The 13,210-nt window shown below is 68.8% G+C and carries 11 protein-coding genes; 9 read left to right on the top strand and 2 right to left on the bottom strand.

Translation table 11 applies throughout. The features are described 5' to 3' along the window. The first annotated feature begins 113 nt into the window (after window positions 1-113). Both nrdR and AB0D14_RS24655 read left to right on the top strand, forming a co-directional pair. A complete protein-coding gene (nrdR, locus tag AB0D14_RS24660) occupies window positions 114-662 on the top strand; it encodes a transcriptional regulator NrdR (RefSeq protein WP_362782618.1) in 549 nt (182 codons plus the stop codon). A 152-nt stretch (window positions 663-814) separates the two neighbouring features. Further along, window positions 815-3,709, top strand: a complete 2,895-nt coding sequence (locus AB0D14_RS24655) for a vitamin B12-dependent ribonucleotide reductase (RefSeq protein ID WP_362782615.1) — start codon at window positions 815-817, stop codon at window positions 3,707-3,709. A gap of 147 nt (window positions 3,710-3,856) precedes the next feature. On the opposite strand, the gene AB0D14_RS24650 is transcribed toward AB0D14_RS24655, so the two are convergent. Next, window positions 3,857-4,390, bottom strand: a complete 534-nt coding sequence (locus tag AB0D14_RS24650) for a TerD family protein (protein WP_362782612.1) — start codon at window positions 4,388-4,390, stop codon at window positions 3,857-3,859. A 152-nt stretch (window positions 4,391-4,542) separates the two neighbouring features. Here AB0D14_RS24650 and AB0D14_RS24645 point away from each other — a divergent pair, with 152 nt between their 5' ends. The 4 genes from AB0D14_RS24645 (at window position 4,543) to AB0D14_RS24630 (ending at window position 8,943) form a co-directional block, all read left to right on the top strand. Beyond that, on the top strand, window positions 4,543-5,148 hold the full coding sequence (locus tag AB0D14_RS24645; RefSeq protein ID WP_362782609.1) for a YdbC family protein: 606 nt from the start codon (window positions 4,543-4,545) through the stop codon (window positions 5,146-5,148). Window positions 5,149-5,230: 82 nt separating this feature from the next. Next, window positions 5,231-5,908 (top strand): histidine phosphatase family protein, encoded by a 678-nt coding sequence (locus tag AB0D14_RS24640; RefSeq protein ID WP_362782607.1) that lies wholly within the window; start codon window positions 5,231-5,233, stop codon window positions 5,906-5,908. 12 nt (window positions 5,909-5,920) lie between these two features. Beyond that, the gene (locus AB0D14_RS24635; protein WP_362782604.1) at window positions 5,921-6,844 is read left to right on the top strand and encodes an ADP-ribosylglycohydrolase family protein; all 924 of its coding nucleotides are present in this window, start codon (window positions 5,921-5,923) and stop codon (window positions 6,842-6,844) included. 686 nt (window positions 6,845-7,530) lie between these two features. Next, a complete protein-coding gene (locus tag AB0D14_RS24630) occupies window positions 7,531-8,943 on the top strand; it encodes a DUF4173 domain-containing protein (RefSeq protein ID WP_362782698.1) in 1,413 nt (470 codons plus the stop codon). Between the two features lie 147 nt (window positions 8,944-9,090). On the opposite strand, the gene AB0D14_RS24625 is transcribed toward AB0D14_RS24630, so the two are convergent. Beyond that, window positions 9,091-10,638: an MFS transporter gene (locus AB0D14_RS24625; protein WP_362782601.1), complete on the bottom strand. Its 1,548-nt coding sequence runs from the start codon at window positions 10,636-10,638 to the stop codon at window positions 9,091-9,093. 200 nt (window positions 10,639-10,838) lie between these two features. Here AB0D14_RS24625 and AB0D14_RS24620 point away from each other — a divergent pair, with 200 nt between their 5' ends. From AB0D14_RS24620 to AB0D14_RS24610, 3 genes are all read left to right on the top strand, one after another. After that, entirely contained in the window at window positions 10,839-11,462 is a 624-nt protein-coding gene (locus AB0D14_RS24620) for a TetR/AcrR family transcriptional regulator (protein WP_362782598.1), read from the top strand. A 137-nt stretch (window positions 11,463-11,599) separates the two neighbouring features. Then, window positions 11,600-12,301: a ribonuclease HII gene (locus AB0D14_RS24615; RefSeq protein WP_362782596.1), complete on the top strand. Its 702-nt coding sequence runs from the start codon at window positions 11,600-11,602 to the stop codon at window positions 12,299-12,301. Window positions 12,302-12,369: 68 nt separating this feature from the next. Further along, on the top strand, window positions 12,370-12,999 hold the full coding sequence (locus AB0D14_RS24610) for a hypothetical protein (protein WP_362782593.1): 630 nt from the start codon (window positions 12,370-12,372) through the stop codon (window positions 12,997-12,999). The last annotated feature ends 211 nt before the right edge of the window (window positions 13,000-13,210 follow it).

Genomic DNA, 13,210 nt, shown 5'->3' with positions numbered 1-13,210 from the left:
TGGTCCCCCGGTCTTCCAGGGCCTTGGTCATCGCCTATGCTGGGGGCTGCTTCGAGGGGCTCAAAGGGCCTCAAGAGGCTATCGAGTCGTGCTGTGAAGGAGGGTTGGAGCCGATGCACTGCCCCTTCTGCAGGCACCCCGACAGCCGCGTCGTCGACAGTCGTACGACGGATGACGGTACGTCGATCCGCAGGCGCCGCCAGTGTCCCGACTGCTCCCGTCGGTTCACGACCGTGGAGACGTGCTCTCTCATGGTGGTCAAGCGGTCCGGAGTCACCGAGCCCTTCAGTCGTACGAAGGTCATCAACGGCGTGCGCAAGGCATGCCAGGGACGGCCTGTCACGGAGGACGCGCTCGCTCAGCTCGGCCAGCGGGTCGAGGAGGCGGTGCGGGCCACCGGAAGTGCCGAACTGACCACCCATGACGTCGGGCTGGCCATACTCGGCCCGTTGCAGGAGCTCGACCTCGTCGCCTACCTGCGGTTCGCGTCCGTATATCGGGCGTTCGGCTCGCTGGAGGACTTCGAGGCCGCCATCACGGAACTCAGGGAAGAGACACAGAGCCCCGCCGCGGCCGACGAAGACGTGTGCGAGGGGTGCCAGGGAAGTAGCCGCGGGTCCGGAGAGGCTGTCGAAGCCCCCGTGCCCGCCGCCGCCGACTGACGAGAGGGGCCGGCGGCGGACCGGCCGATCGGCGGCGACCACAGACCTGTTGCGAGCAGTCGCGTATGCGGCGCGCGCAACACCAGACACATACCGTGCCCCGGGAAGAACGAGGCACTTCAGGGCGTTTTAGCCTGATACAGGGAGGCGGCATGACAGAGACGGCGAGCGGTCCGGCACGAGGTTCCCGCGCGAAGGGCACCAAGGCCACCAAGGGACTGCGTATCGAGCGCATCCACACCACCCCGGGCGTGCACCCGTACGACGAGGTGGCCTGGGAGCGCCGTGACGTCGTCATGACCAATTGGCGCGACGGCTCGGTCAACTTCGAGCAGCGTGGCGTCGAGTTCCCCGACTTCTGGTCGGTGAACGCGGTCAACATCGTCACCAGCAAGTACTTCCGCGGTGCTGTGGACACCCCGCAGCGCGAGGTGAGTCTCAAGCAGCTCATCGACCGCATCGTGAAGACGTATCGGAAGGCCGGCGAGGACTACAAGTACTTCGCCTCGCCCGCCGACGCCGAGATCTTCGAGCACGAGCTGGCGTACGCCCTCCTGCACCAGATCTTCAGCTTCAACTCGCCGGTGTGGTTCAACGTCGGCACGCCCCAGCCGCAGCAGGTCTCCGCCTGCTTCATCCTGGCCGTCGACGACTCCATGGAGTCGATCCTCGACTGGTACAAGGAAGAGGGCATGATCTTCAAGGGCGGCTCCGGCGCCGGCCTGAACCTCTCCCGGATCCGTTCCTCCAAGGAACTGCTCTCCTCGGGCGGCAACGCCTCGGGTCCCGTCTCCTTCATGCGCGGCGCCGACGCCTCCGCGGGAACGATCAAGTCGGGCGGCGCCACGCGCCGGGCCGCCAAGATGGTCATCCTCGACGTCGACCACCCCGACATCGAGGACTTCATCCAGACCAAGGTCAAGGAAGAGGAGAAGATCCGCGCCCTTCGCGACGCGGGCTTCGACATGGACCTGGGCGGCGACGACATCACGTCCGTCCAGTACCAGAACGCCAACAACTCGGTCCGCGTGAACGACACGTTCATGAAGGCCGTCGAGAACGGCGAGAAGTTCGGCCTGACGTCCCGCATGACCGGTGAGGTCATCGAGGAGGTCGACGCCAAGGAGCTCTTCCGCAAGATGGCGGAGGCCGCCTGGGCATGCGCCGACCCGGGCATCCAGTACGACGACACGATCAACCGCTGGCACACGTGCCCGGAGTCCGGCCGCATCAACGGCTCGAACCCGTGCAGCGAGTACATGCACCTGGACAACACGTCCTGCAACCTCGCCTCGCTGAACCTGATGAAGTTCCTGAAGGACGACAACAAGGGCCGCCAGTCCTTCGACGTCGAGCGCTTCTCGAAGGTCGTCGAGCTCGTGATCACGGCGATGGACATCTCCATCTGCTTCGCGGACTTCCCGACCCAGAAGATCGGCGACAACACCCGCGCCTTCCGTCAGCTGGGCATCGGTTACGCCAACCTCGGCGCCCTCCTGATGGCGACCGGTCACGCGTACGACTCCGACGGCGGCCGATCCCTCGCCGGCGCCATCACGTCGCTGATGACCGGCACCTCGTACAAGCGCTCCGCGGAGCTCGCCTCGGTCGTCGGCCCGTACGACGGCTACGCCCGTAACGCGCAGCCGCACCAGCGCGTCATGAAGCAGCACTCCGACGCCAACGCCGTGGCCCCGCGGGTGGACGACCTGGACACGCCGATCTGGGCCGCTGCCACGGAGTCCTGGCAGGACGTTCTGCGCCTCGGCGAGAAGAACGGCTTCCGCAACGCGCAGGCCTCGGTCATCGCCCCGACCGGCACCATCGGTCTCGCGATGTCCTGCGACACCACAGGCCTTGAGCCCGACCTCGCGCTGGTCAAGTTCAAGAAGCTGGTCGGCGGCGGCTCGATGCAGATCGTCAACGGCACCGTCCCGCAGGCCCTGCGCCGCCTGGGTTACCAGGAGGAGCAGATCGAGGCGATCGTCGCCCACATCGCCGACCACGGCAATGTGATCGACGCCCCGGGCCTCAAGCAGGAGCACTACTCGGTCTTCGACTGCGCCATGGGCGAGCGTTCCATCTCCGCGATGGGCCACGTCCGCATGATGGCCGCGATCCAGCCGTGGATCTCCGGCGCGCTCTCCAAGACGGTCAACCTGCCGGAGACGGCGACCGTCGAGGACGTCGAAGAGGTCTACTTCGAGGCGTGGAAGATGGGCGTCAAGGCGCTCGCGATCTACCGCGACAACTGCAAGGTCGGTCAGCCCCTCTCCGCGAAGACCAAGGAGAAGGAGAAGGTCGCGGTGACGGCCAAGGCCGAGGACACCATCCGTACCGCGGTCGAGAAGGTCGTCGAGTACCGCCCGGTCCGCAAGCGCCTTCCCAAGGGACGTCCCGGCATCACCACGTCCTTCACGGTCGGCGGCGCCGAGGGCTACATGACCGCCAACTCCTACCCGGACGACGGTCTCGGTGAGGTCTTCCTGAAGATGTCGAAGCAGGGCTCCACCCTCGCCGGCATGATGGACGCCTTCTCGATCGCCGTCTCCGTGGGCCTGCAGTACGGCGTGCCCCTGGAGACGTACGTCTCGAAGTTCACCAACATGCGCTTCGAGCCGGCCGGCATGACGGACGACCCGGACGTGCGGATGGCGCAGTCGATCGTCGACTACATCTTCCGCCGCCTGGCGCTCGACTTCCTGCCCTTCGAGACGCGCTCCGCGCTCGGCATCCACTCGGCCGACGAGCGGCAGCGCCACCTGGAGACCGGCTCGTACGAGTCGGGCGAGGACGAGGTCGACGTCGAGGCGCTGGCCCAGTCCGCGCCCCGCGCGCAGGAACTGAAGGCCGTCGCCACCCCGAAGGCCGAGGCCGAAGCGGTGAAGCCCGTCCCGCAGCAGGCGCACACCAGTGCCGAACTGGTGGAGATGCAGATGGGCATCCAGGCGGACGCCCCCCTGTGCTTCTCCTGCGGTACGAAGATGCAGCGGGCCGGCTCCTGCTACATCTGCGAGGGCTGCGGCTCGACCAGCGGCTGCAGCTGATACCGGGCACGGCTCGGGTGTGAACCCGATGGCCGGGCGGCGGCGCCGGTGACTCGGCGCCGCCGCCCGGCGCGCGGAAAGGGGCGGTACAGCCGTGAGCTGTACCGCCCCTTTCCGCGCGCGTGCCCTTCCGCGCGCGTGCGTGGGTCAGGCCTCGTCGGTGTTGCCCATGATCCTCGCGAAGGTGGCCGGGTCCGCGTCGAAGCCGCGGACGGTCGGACGGAAAGCCCACTCTCCGGAGTCGTCGCGCACGAACTCCGCGATCGCCGTGGCCGTGGCCCCGAGAACGCTGCCGAAGTCGTCCTCGGCCAGGACGGTGTAGCCCTCGCGGATCCGCAGTGCCGGATTGTGCACGCCGACGAACGTGCGCCTCCCGGTGCGCTGCTGGATGGCGACACCGACCATCACGCGCGCGTATCGCTTGTTGAGTCGGGACAGCTCCAGGGTCATCACCTCGTCCCAGCCGAATCCCTTGCCGTCCTTGCTGTCCCGGTTGAGGTAGATGGTGCCGTCCGGGGAGCGGCTGTCGAAGTGCACTACGTAGTCGGGGTTCTCGTGGGTGTCGGTCGCGAGGTAGGTGGCGGCGACGATGTCGAGATCGATGGCCGGTTCACCGGGGGGACTGGGATCCCACTTCACCGAGACCTCGACCTTGCTGATGCCCTTGTTGAGGCCGTTCACCGCATATCCCTCCTGGTCCCCTGTGCCGGACGCCTCAACTGCCGTGCACTTGAGGCGTGTTGCCCATCGTGCCACGCGCACGGGGGCGATCGTGCGGAGGCAGTCCGCCCGAGCGTGACCGACGCCACGTTCCTGGGCCTTACGATGGCGCGGTGCTGGTCAAGTGGATTCGCTGCACCGTGGTCGACCGCCGCGGTTTCGAACGGGGGCAGCGGAAATGGGCGGGACTTCTGGGGGAGCCGGGATTCCGGGGGCAGGGCGGGGGCTGGAGCCGGGGGAGGCCCGGAGTCGCCCACGTCTTCGCCTTCTGGGAGAGCCGTGCCTTCTACGACTCCTTCATGGCGCGCTCCCATGACCGGCTGGCCGCCTCCCAGTCGGGCACCTTCAAGGATCAGCACGCCAAACTGTTCGATCACCGTTTCGACGTGAAGACCGGCTTCGAACCGCGCTTCACGGAATCCGATCTGGTGCGGGTGGCGCACTGCCGTGTGCACGAGGAGCGCGCCGAGCACTTCGCCCTGATGCAGGAGAAGGTCTGGAACCCGGCGATGGCCGGTTCGCCCGGCATGGTCCGGGGCATGTTCGGCGAGGCGCCCGGCCATGAGTTCGTGGTCCTGTCGATGTGGCAGTCGGCCGCCGAGCACGGCAAATACCGTGCCGAGCGCGTGGAGCGGCTCGCCCTGCGGGCACAGATAGAGGCGGACGTCGTGGCGCTCACGGGGGACATCGTCCAGTTGGAACCGACCTGGATCGTCTGAAGGCGTCGCGAATTGTGTGACCTGTGACGTATGGAGCCCGTACGAGTGCTCGATCGGGCGCGACCCGATCTAGGGTCTTGGTATGGCACGTCCACGGCGCATCGTCCTTGTCCGGCACGGCGAGTCGGTGGGCAATGCCGATGACTCCGTCTACGAGCGTGAACCCGACCATGCTCTGGCACTCACCGAGAAGGGGTGGCGACAGGCGGAAGAGACCGGCAAGCGGCTCAGAGAGGTCTTCGGACGCGAACAGGTAAGCGTTTACGTCTCCCCCTACCGCCGTACGCACGAGACCTTCCGGGCCTTCCACCTCGACCCCGGCCAGGTACGCGTCCGAGAGGAGCCCCGGCTGCGCGAGCAGGACTGGGGAAACTGGCAGGACCGGGACGACGTACGCCTGCAGAAGGCCTATCGCGACGCGTACGGGCACTTCTTCTACCGCTTCGCACAGGGCGAGTCCGGCGCCGATGTGTACGACCGGGTCGGCAACTTCCTTGAAAGCCTGTTCCGGAGCTTCGAGGCGCCGGATCACCCGCCCAACGTGCTCCTGGTGACCCACGGCCTGGCCATGCGCCTGTTCTGTATGCGTTGGTTCCACTGGACGGTCGCCGAATTCGAGTCGCTGTCGAACCCGGGGAACGCGGAGATGCGGATGCTCGACCTCGGGGCGGACGGCAGGTACACGATCGACCGTCCCTTCGATCGCTGGCGTGATCCGGAACCGTACGGAGATCCCGAACTGTATGGATTCACCGGATAGAGTGACAGAGCGATGACCGCTGACTTCTCTCCCGCAGGGCGCCTCGACCGCGCCCTGGCCAGCCTGCGTGGACTCGCGGTCGGGGACGCGCTGGGCTCGCAGTTCTTCGTGCCGGCGAACTACCCGCTGCTGAAGGACCGCGCACTGCCGCCCGGCCCCTGGAAGTGGACCGACGACACGGAAATGGCCTCCTCCGTAGTGGCCACTCTGGCCGCTCACCACCGCATCGACCAGGACGCACTGGCCCACCTCTTCGCCGAGCGCCACCATGCCGACCGCGGGTACGGCCCCGCCGTCGACCGCTTGCTTCGGCAGATCCGGGAGGGCGGGGACTGGCGTGAGCTGTCCTCGGCCCTCTTCAAGGGGCAGGGCTCGTGGGGCAATGGCGCGGCGATGCGGATCGCCCCCTTGGGCGCCTGGTACGCGGACGATCCGGAGCAGGCCACGCACCAGGCCGAGATCTCGGCGTACCCCACCCATCAGCACCGCGAAGCGGTGGTCGGCGCCATGGCCGTGGCGGCCGCCGCCGCGCTGGCCGCGGCACCGGGAGGCCCGCCCAGGCCCGACACGCTGCTCGACGGCGTCATCGCCCTCGTGCCGCGCAGCGCCGTGGGCGCGGGTCTCCGGCGCGCCCGGGACATGCTCGACTACGGGGACACGACCACTGTCGCAGCCGTCCTCGGCTGCGGGCGGCGCACGACCGCGCACGACACGGTGCCGTTCGCCCTCTGGTCGGCGGCGCGCGCCCTCGGCGCCTACGAAGAGGGCTTCTGGGCGACCGCAGAGGTGGGCGGCGACATGGACACGACCTGCGCCATCGTGGGAGGCGTCGTGGCCGCAGGGAAAGCCGGGGCACCGCCCGCGGAGTGGGTGCAGCGCACCGAAGCGCTGCCGGGTTGGTCGGCGCCGGACGCCGCCCAGCGGACGGACATCTGACGACAGGGCTCAGGGACGGCCCTGAGTCTGTGCTCGGCTGTCGCTTACCGCTTACCGCTTACTGCCGCTGCGGTGAGCGGGGAGTCGCGGGCCGGGGTCGGGGGCCGCACGCGCGCGTGCCCCTCTCTCTCCCGGTCCAAGTGTCGATCACTGTCACAGCACTGCCACAGACAGACGGTGACCCGCTGTGCCGACTGTGCCCCGGTTAACCTTTCCGCCACGCCGCTCGTTGATCATTTCGGGCCGGCGCCGACGAGAAACCGGTTTCTGAGTGTCCCCGCAGCCCTGCGGCGTGCTGCCCGGGCCGGTAGGGAGGGGGTCCCGTGTCCGACAAGCCGTCCGAGGCCGAGCCGAGAGCGTCGGAAACAGAGGAAGCAGAGGGTTCAGGGAGTTCGGCGGGGCAGTCCGGCAGCGAGGCCGAGGAACCGGAGGACGCCGTTCCAGCAGCCCGCGCCGGAAGGGGGAAGGCGCGCACGCGCGCGGGTGGGGGCCCCGGCGGAGAGAAAACGAACAATCGGAACATCTCTGATGATCGCGGCGGCTCAGGGGGTCACGGCACCTTTGAGAAGAGCCAGGACGACCTCGACGAGGACGAACGCTGGGACGGTCCCGCCGTCGAGTCCTGGTTCGCCGACAGTCAGGCGAGGACTCCGGCACCCGTCCGTACCGAGACTCTCTGGGCCGCTCTGGCCACCGGCCTGCTCAGCATGCTCCTGCTCGGAGAGGGCCTGGCGCTCAACCTCCTCCTGGTAGCGATCCCGGTCACGCTCGGGGCGTACTTCGCGGCAGGAGCGGCGGGTCGGCCCCCACGGCCCTGGACACTGGGCTGGGGCGTCGGGGCACTGGCCCTGTTGATCGTTCCGGCGCTGCGTGACGCCGACTGGCCGTCGTTCCTGGCCGTTGTCGCCGCGCTGGCGGTGGGCTCGCTCGCGCTGCACGGCGGCCGTACCTGGACCGGGATGCTGTTCGGCCCGATCGGTCTCTACACCTCGCTGATCACCGGCCTGAGATGGGGCTGGCAGGGGTTGCGCGAGCGGACCGGTGGCGCACGCGGCAACGTGGGCCCGGTGCTGCGGGCGATCGCGGTGGCCGCGGTCCTGCTGGTGGTCTTCGGCGCACTGTTCGCAGGGGCGGACGCGGCCTTCGCGGACCTCCTCGCGGGCCTCGTGCCGGACGCGTCGGTCTCCGGCGGCCCCTGGCGCGCCGTGCTGTTCGTGATCGGCGCGGCCGGCGCTCTGGCGGCGGCATACACAGCTGCGGCGCCCGTTCAGTGGGACCGTGTCGAGGTGCCCCCGGGCCGCGCTCGCGGCCGCGTCGAGTGGGCGCTGCCCCTGGTCGTGCTAGCTGCCCTCTTCGCGGTCTTCAACGCCGTCCAGCTGGCCGTCCTGTTCGGTGGATACGACGCCGTGCTGGAGAAGACCGGACAGACGTACTCCGAGTACGCGCGCCAGGGCTTCTGGCAGCTGCTCCTGGTCACGCTCCTCACTCTGCTGGTCATCGTCTTCGCCCTGCGCTGGGCCCCGCGGGACGGCACACGCGACCGCACGCTGGTACGCGCTGTCCTCGGCACCCTCTGCGCCCTCTCCCTCGTGGTCGTGGCCTCGGCGGTGCGGCGTATGGACATGTACGTGGAGGCGTACGGACTGACCCGGCTGAGGATCTCCGTGGTGACCGTCGAGCTCTGGCTCGGCCTGGTCATCGTGCTCATCATGGTGGCCGGTGTCCTGGGCGCCCGCTGGCTGCCGCGCGTGGTGCTGGCCAGTGCCGCCGCGGGAGTGCTCGTCTTCGGGGTCATGTCGCCGGATGCCCTGATCGCCGAGCGCAATGTCCAGCGGTACCAGAAGACGGGCACCTTCGATCTCGCCTACGCGCGCGGGTTGTCCGCCGACGCCGTGCCGGCTCTCGACGAACTCAAGGAGCCCCTGCGGTCCTGTGCTCTGAAAGACCTGGCGGCGGACCTGGAGGGGCCCGTCGGGCCCTGGTACGCCACGAGTTGGGGGGAGGCGCGCGCCCGGGACATTCTCGACGGGCGGGATCTGTCACCCGAGGCCGACTGGCGCGAGTGCAGCCGGCTGGATATGGAGCTGGCGTACCGCTGAGGCGGGTGGCGCGCGCCACCCGCCTCAGCATCGTCCTAAGGGCCACCCGCCTCAGCATCACCCGCGTAAGCGCCTGCCGGGGCGCACTACCGCGGTGGACCGGGCCGGCCCGCGAGGCCGGCCGGCTCGGTCCACCACCGTGGCCGGTCAGCCCGCGGCGGACCCGGCAGTGCCCGAGAGCGCGTCGAGGTCGCTCTTGCGGACCCTGACCACCAGGGTGGCGATGACCAGGGCCAGCACGGCCATCGCGACAGCCGGGATGAATGCCGTGGAGATGCCCTGGGAGAGCACCTCGTAGCTCCAGGGAGCGGGCAGTTGCTGTGTCCTGGCGAACTCCGCCTTCTGCTCGGCCGAGGCCGTGGCCATGAAGTCCGTGACCTGTTTCTCCGCCTCGTCACGGCTCGCAGTGCCGAAGACCGTGGTCAGGATGGAGAGGCCGAGCGAACCGCCCACCTGCTGCGTGGCGTTGAGCAGACCCGACGCGGCGCCCGCCTCGTGCACGGCGACTCCGGAGACCGCCGTCAGCGTCAGTGTCACGAAGTTCAGTCCCATGCCGAAGCCGAACAGCAGCATCGGACCGAGCACACCGCTGACGTACGAGCTTCCGGGGTCGATGAAGGTCAGCCAGCCGAGCCCGACCACCACGAGGGACGACCCGACCACCATGAACGGTTTCGGGCCGAGCACCGGCAGGAACCGCTGCGACAGACCCGCGCCGGTGCCGATCGCGACCGTGATGGGGAGGAAGGCCAGGCCGGCCTCGATCGGCGTGTACTGCAGCACGTTCTGCACGAAGAGGACGATGAAGAAGAACATGCCGAACATGGCCGCGGCCAGGCTCAGCATGATCACGTACGTGCCCGATCGGTTGCGGTCGGTGAACATCCGCAGCGGCGTGATCGGTTCCTTGGCCCGGGATTCGACCAGCGCGAAGGCAACCAGGAGGACGACCGCGGCGCCGAAGGATCCGATGGTGAGGTTGTCCCGCCAGCCCTCCTCCGCGGCCCGGATGAAGCCGTAGACGAGCGAGGCCATTCCGAGCGTCGAGGTCAGCGCGCCCGAGATGTCGAAGCGCCCCGGATGCCGCTCGGACTCGCTGATGTAGAGCGGTGTGACCACGGCTATCAGCACACCGATGGGTACGTTGACGAAGAGCACCCAGCGCCAGTCGAGCCACTCGGTGAGCATGCCGCCGGCCAGCAGGCCGATCGCACCGCCACCGGCCGAGACCGCGGCGAAGACCCCGAACGCCCTGTTGCGCTCGGGTCCTTCCGGGAACGTCGTGGTGATCAGCGCCAGCGAGGTGGGGGAGGCGATCGCGCCGCCCACCCCCTGGAGGGCGCGTGCCGCCAGCAGTTGCCAGGGCTCCTGGGCGAGACCGCCGAGCAGCGAGGCGACCGTGAAGAGCAGGATGCCGGCCATGAAGACCCGGCGTCGGCCGAGGATGTCTCCGGCCCGGCCGCCGAGCAGCAGCAGACCGCCGAATGTGAGTGTGTAGGCGCTGACCACCCAGGTGAGGTCCGTGGTGGAGAACTTGAGGGCGCCTTGAATGTGCGGGAGCGCGATGTTCACAATCGTCGCGTCGAGTACCACCATGAGTTGGCAGGCCGCGATGACGGTGAGTGCGATGCCGGGATGCCCCTCCCGGCGGGCCGCTCCTGGCTTCTGATCTTGAATCAACGGAGAGGTTGCCACTTTTGAGTCCCCCACGAGTACGTTAGTGAACGCTCGCGTTCACTGCCGCGTCAAAAGGTAGTGAGTCCCCAACAGTGAACGCAAGCGTTCACTGAAGTCGCTGCCGCTTTATGTCACTTGACCGCTCACGGATCCCCAGTCCGTCCGGCATGTACGTGCCTACGCGCGTGCTGCTTGCCCGCTCAAACGGAGACAGGCCCATGATTACTTCGAGTTGGACGGCCGCCCCCGCTCAGGCAGCCTCCCCGCGCAGACGTGGCGCCGTACTCGAACGCGCGATCCTCGATGCCGCACTGGAACAACTCAGCACGGTCGGCTGGAACGGCCTCACGATGGAGGGCGTCGCGGCCGGCGCCCAGACCGGCAAGGCCGCGGTCTACCGCCGATGGCCGTCGAAGGAGGACCTCGTCGCGGACGCGCTCCAGGCGGGGCTGCCGCCATTGGGGGACGTGCCCGATCTGGGAAGCGTGCGGGAGGACCTGCTGGAGCTGTGTCGGCGGGGGCGTGAGGCGATGTTCTCGCGCCCCGGATTCGCGCTGCGTTCAGTGATTCACGAATGCGACTCCTCCCAGGCCCAGCGATTTCAGGGAGTGATCCTGGCCGGGGTGGTGGAGCCGACCATCCGTCTGCTCGGTGTGGTCGTCGATCGTGGGATCCGGCGCGGAGACGTGCGGCCGGACGCGGCGAACTCCTATGTCTTCGACGCCATTCCGGCCATGATGATGTACCGCTCGAAGGTGTGCGCGAGCGAATGGAACGAGCGGGACATCGAGGAGATGATCGACCAGCTCATGGTCCCGCTGCTGCGGCCGGAAGGCGCCTGACCGGCCTTCGGGCGGCTACGGTCGGGGTCCCTGCCGATGCCGGTGGGGGCCCTGGCGCCGGTGCGGCCGGGGCCTTGGGGTTGCTGCGGGGGCCGGGGTGTGGAGTGGGGTTCCGGGCGGCGTAGGCTGAGGGAGCCATGTCGTACGAACCGCCTACCCACACCGTCGAGCGCTCCCTGCGCGCCACGACCGGAGCGAAGATCATCGCTGGTGTCGACGAGGTGGGGCGCGGTGCCTGGGCCGGTCCCGTCACGGTCTGCGCGGCGGTCACGGGCCTGCGTCGCCCGCCCGAAGGTCTCACCGACTCCAAGCTCCTCAGCGTCAAGAAGCGCACAGCGCTCGCGCCAGTACTGGCCGAGTGGGTGACGTCGTACGCCCTGGGGCATGCTTCTCCGGAGGAGATCGACCAGCTGGGGATGACGGCCGCACTGCGGCTGGCCGCCTGTCGCGCCCTCGAAGCGCTGCCCGTGTGTCCCGACGCGGTCATTCTCGACGGGAAGCACGACTACCTCGGGACTCCGTGGCGGGTCCGTACGGTGATCAAGGGCGACCAGTCCTGCGTCGCCGTCGCGGCGGCTTCGGTGATCGCGAAGGTCCAGCGCGACAAAATGATGGCCGAACTGGGTGTCGACCATGCAGACTTCGGTTTTGCGGCCAACGCCGGGTATCCGTCACCGGTCCACAAGGCCGCGCTGGAGATGCGGGGCCCCACCCCGTACCACCGGATGTCGTGGGCGTATCTTGATTCGCTGCCCCAGTGGCGGCACCTCAAGAAGGTCCGCAGTTGGGCGGACGGAAGCGTTCCGGAGATCGAGGGGCAACTCGGCTTCGATTTCTGACGATCCCGTTCGCACTCATGTGCCACCCGCCTACGCGTGTCGCACCGACGTTTGATAAAAATCAGCTCATGCCTCTCATTCCCGAGGAGCCTCAGATTCACGAGAGTGCCCAGGGTCCGCTCGTCAGCCCGGCCACCGGCCGGACCGCGCCGACCCCCCGCCCCGTACCCGGCCCCCGCCCCGCGGCTCCGCCGCGTCCAGGCCGCCCGGGTCCTGTCCGGCCGACGCCGCCTGTGCAACGCACGCCGCGCGACACGGCCGTGGCCAAGCCGGAGCCCTCCGCTCCGGCGGCCCCAGCCGCAGCCTCGACTCCGCAGATCCAGCTGATCCCGGCCTCGGCCGAGGGTGCGCTGGACGCCGCCGAGGAAGCGGTCGACCTGCTTCTTGACTCGGGCAGGGCCCCCGGTGAGGTGCTGGTGGTCACCACCGGCGAACCGCATCCGTGGGCCACGCACGAGCTCTCCTTCGGTGAGGCCGCGTACTGGGCCCAGCACGACGCGGGAGACGACGTGTTCTACGCCGATGCCTCTGCCGTCGGTCGTGCGGTGTCCCGGCCCGTGGTCGTTGTCGCCGTCAACGGAGGGCCCGACACCACTGCCGCCACCGCCCTGCCGCTGGCTCTTGGCCGAGCCGGCACCCTGTTGATCGTCTGCGGGGACCCGCAGCAGATCAACTCGGTGCTGGGCGCGGGGGTCTGAGGGCCCCGTTCTCCTGGGGTTCTCACGACTGAGATGCCACCAAGGTGGCATCTGCCCGGAGTATGCACAGAGGACGGTCCGACGTGTGCCGGTACAAGGACGTGCCGGCGCCGTGTGCCGGTACGAGGGCGTGCCGGGCGTCGGCCGCCTTTGTGACGAGTCGGTAGCAGGGCGTGAGTGGGCCACAAGGAACAGCCACGCCCGCGCCGAC

This window comes from Streptomyces sp. NPDC048484, assembly GCF_040651415.1.
Lineage (GTDB): Bacteria > Actinomycetota > Actinomycetes > Streptomycetales > Streptomycetaceae > Streptomyces.
Note: the sequence above shows the minus strand (reverse complement) of the source record. Positions and strands in the feature narration are given on the sequence as shown.

Excerpts from the sequence above, each read along its gene's own strand:
- nrdR (WP_362782618.1), top strand. The coding sequence starts at position 114 with ATGCACTGCCCCTTCTGCAGGCACCCCGACAGCCGCGTCGTCGACAGT.
- AB0D14_RS24655 (WP_362782615.1), top strand. The coding sequence starts at position 815 with ATGACAGAGACGGCGAGCGGTCCGGCACGAGGTTCCCGCGCGAAGGGC.
- AB0D14_RS24640 (WP_362782607.1), top strand. The coding sequence starts at position 5,231 with ATGGCACGTCCACGGCGCATCGTCCTTGTCCGGCACGGCGAGTCGGTG.
- AB0D14_RS24635 (WP_362782604.1), top strand. The coding sequence starts at position 5,921 with ATGACCGCTGACTTCTCTCCCGCAGGGCGCCTCGACCGCGCCCTGGCC.
- AB0D14_RS24620 (WP_362782598.1), top strand. The coding sequence starts at position 10,839 with ATGATTACTTCGAGTTGGACGGCCGCCCCCGCTCAGGCAGCCTCCCCG.
- AB0D14_RS24615 (WP_362782596.1), top strand. The coding sequence starts at position 11,600 with ATGTCGTACGAACCGCCTACCCACACCGTCGAGCGCTCCCTGCGCGCC.
- AB0D14_RS24610 (WP_362782593.1), top strand. The coding sequence starts at position 12,370 with ATGCCTCTCATTCCCGAGGAGCCTCAGATTCACGAGAGTGCCCAGGGT.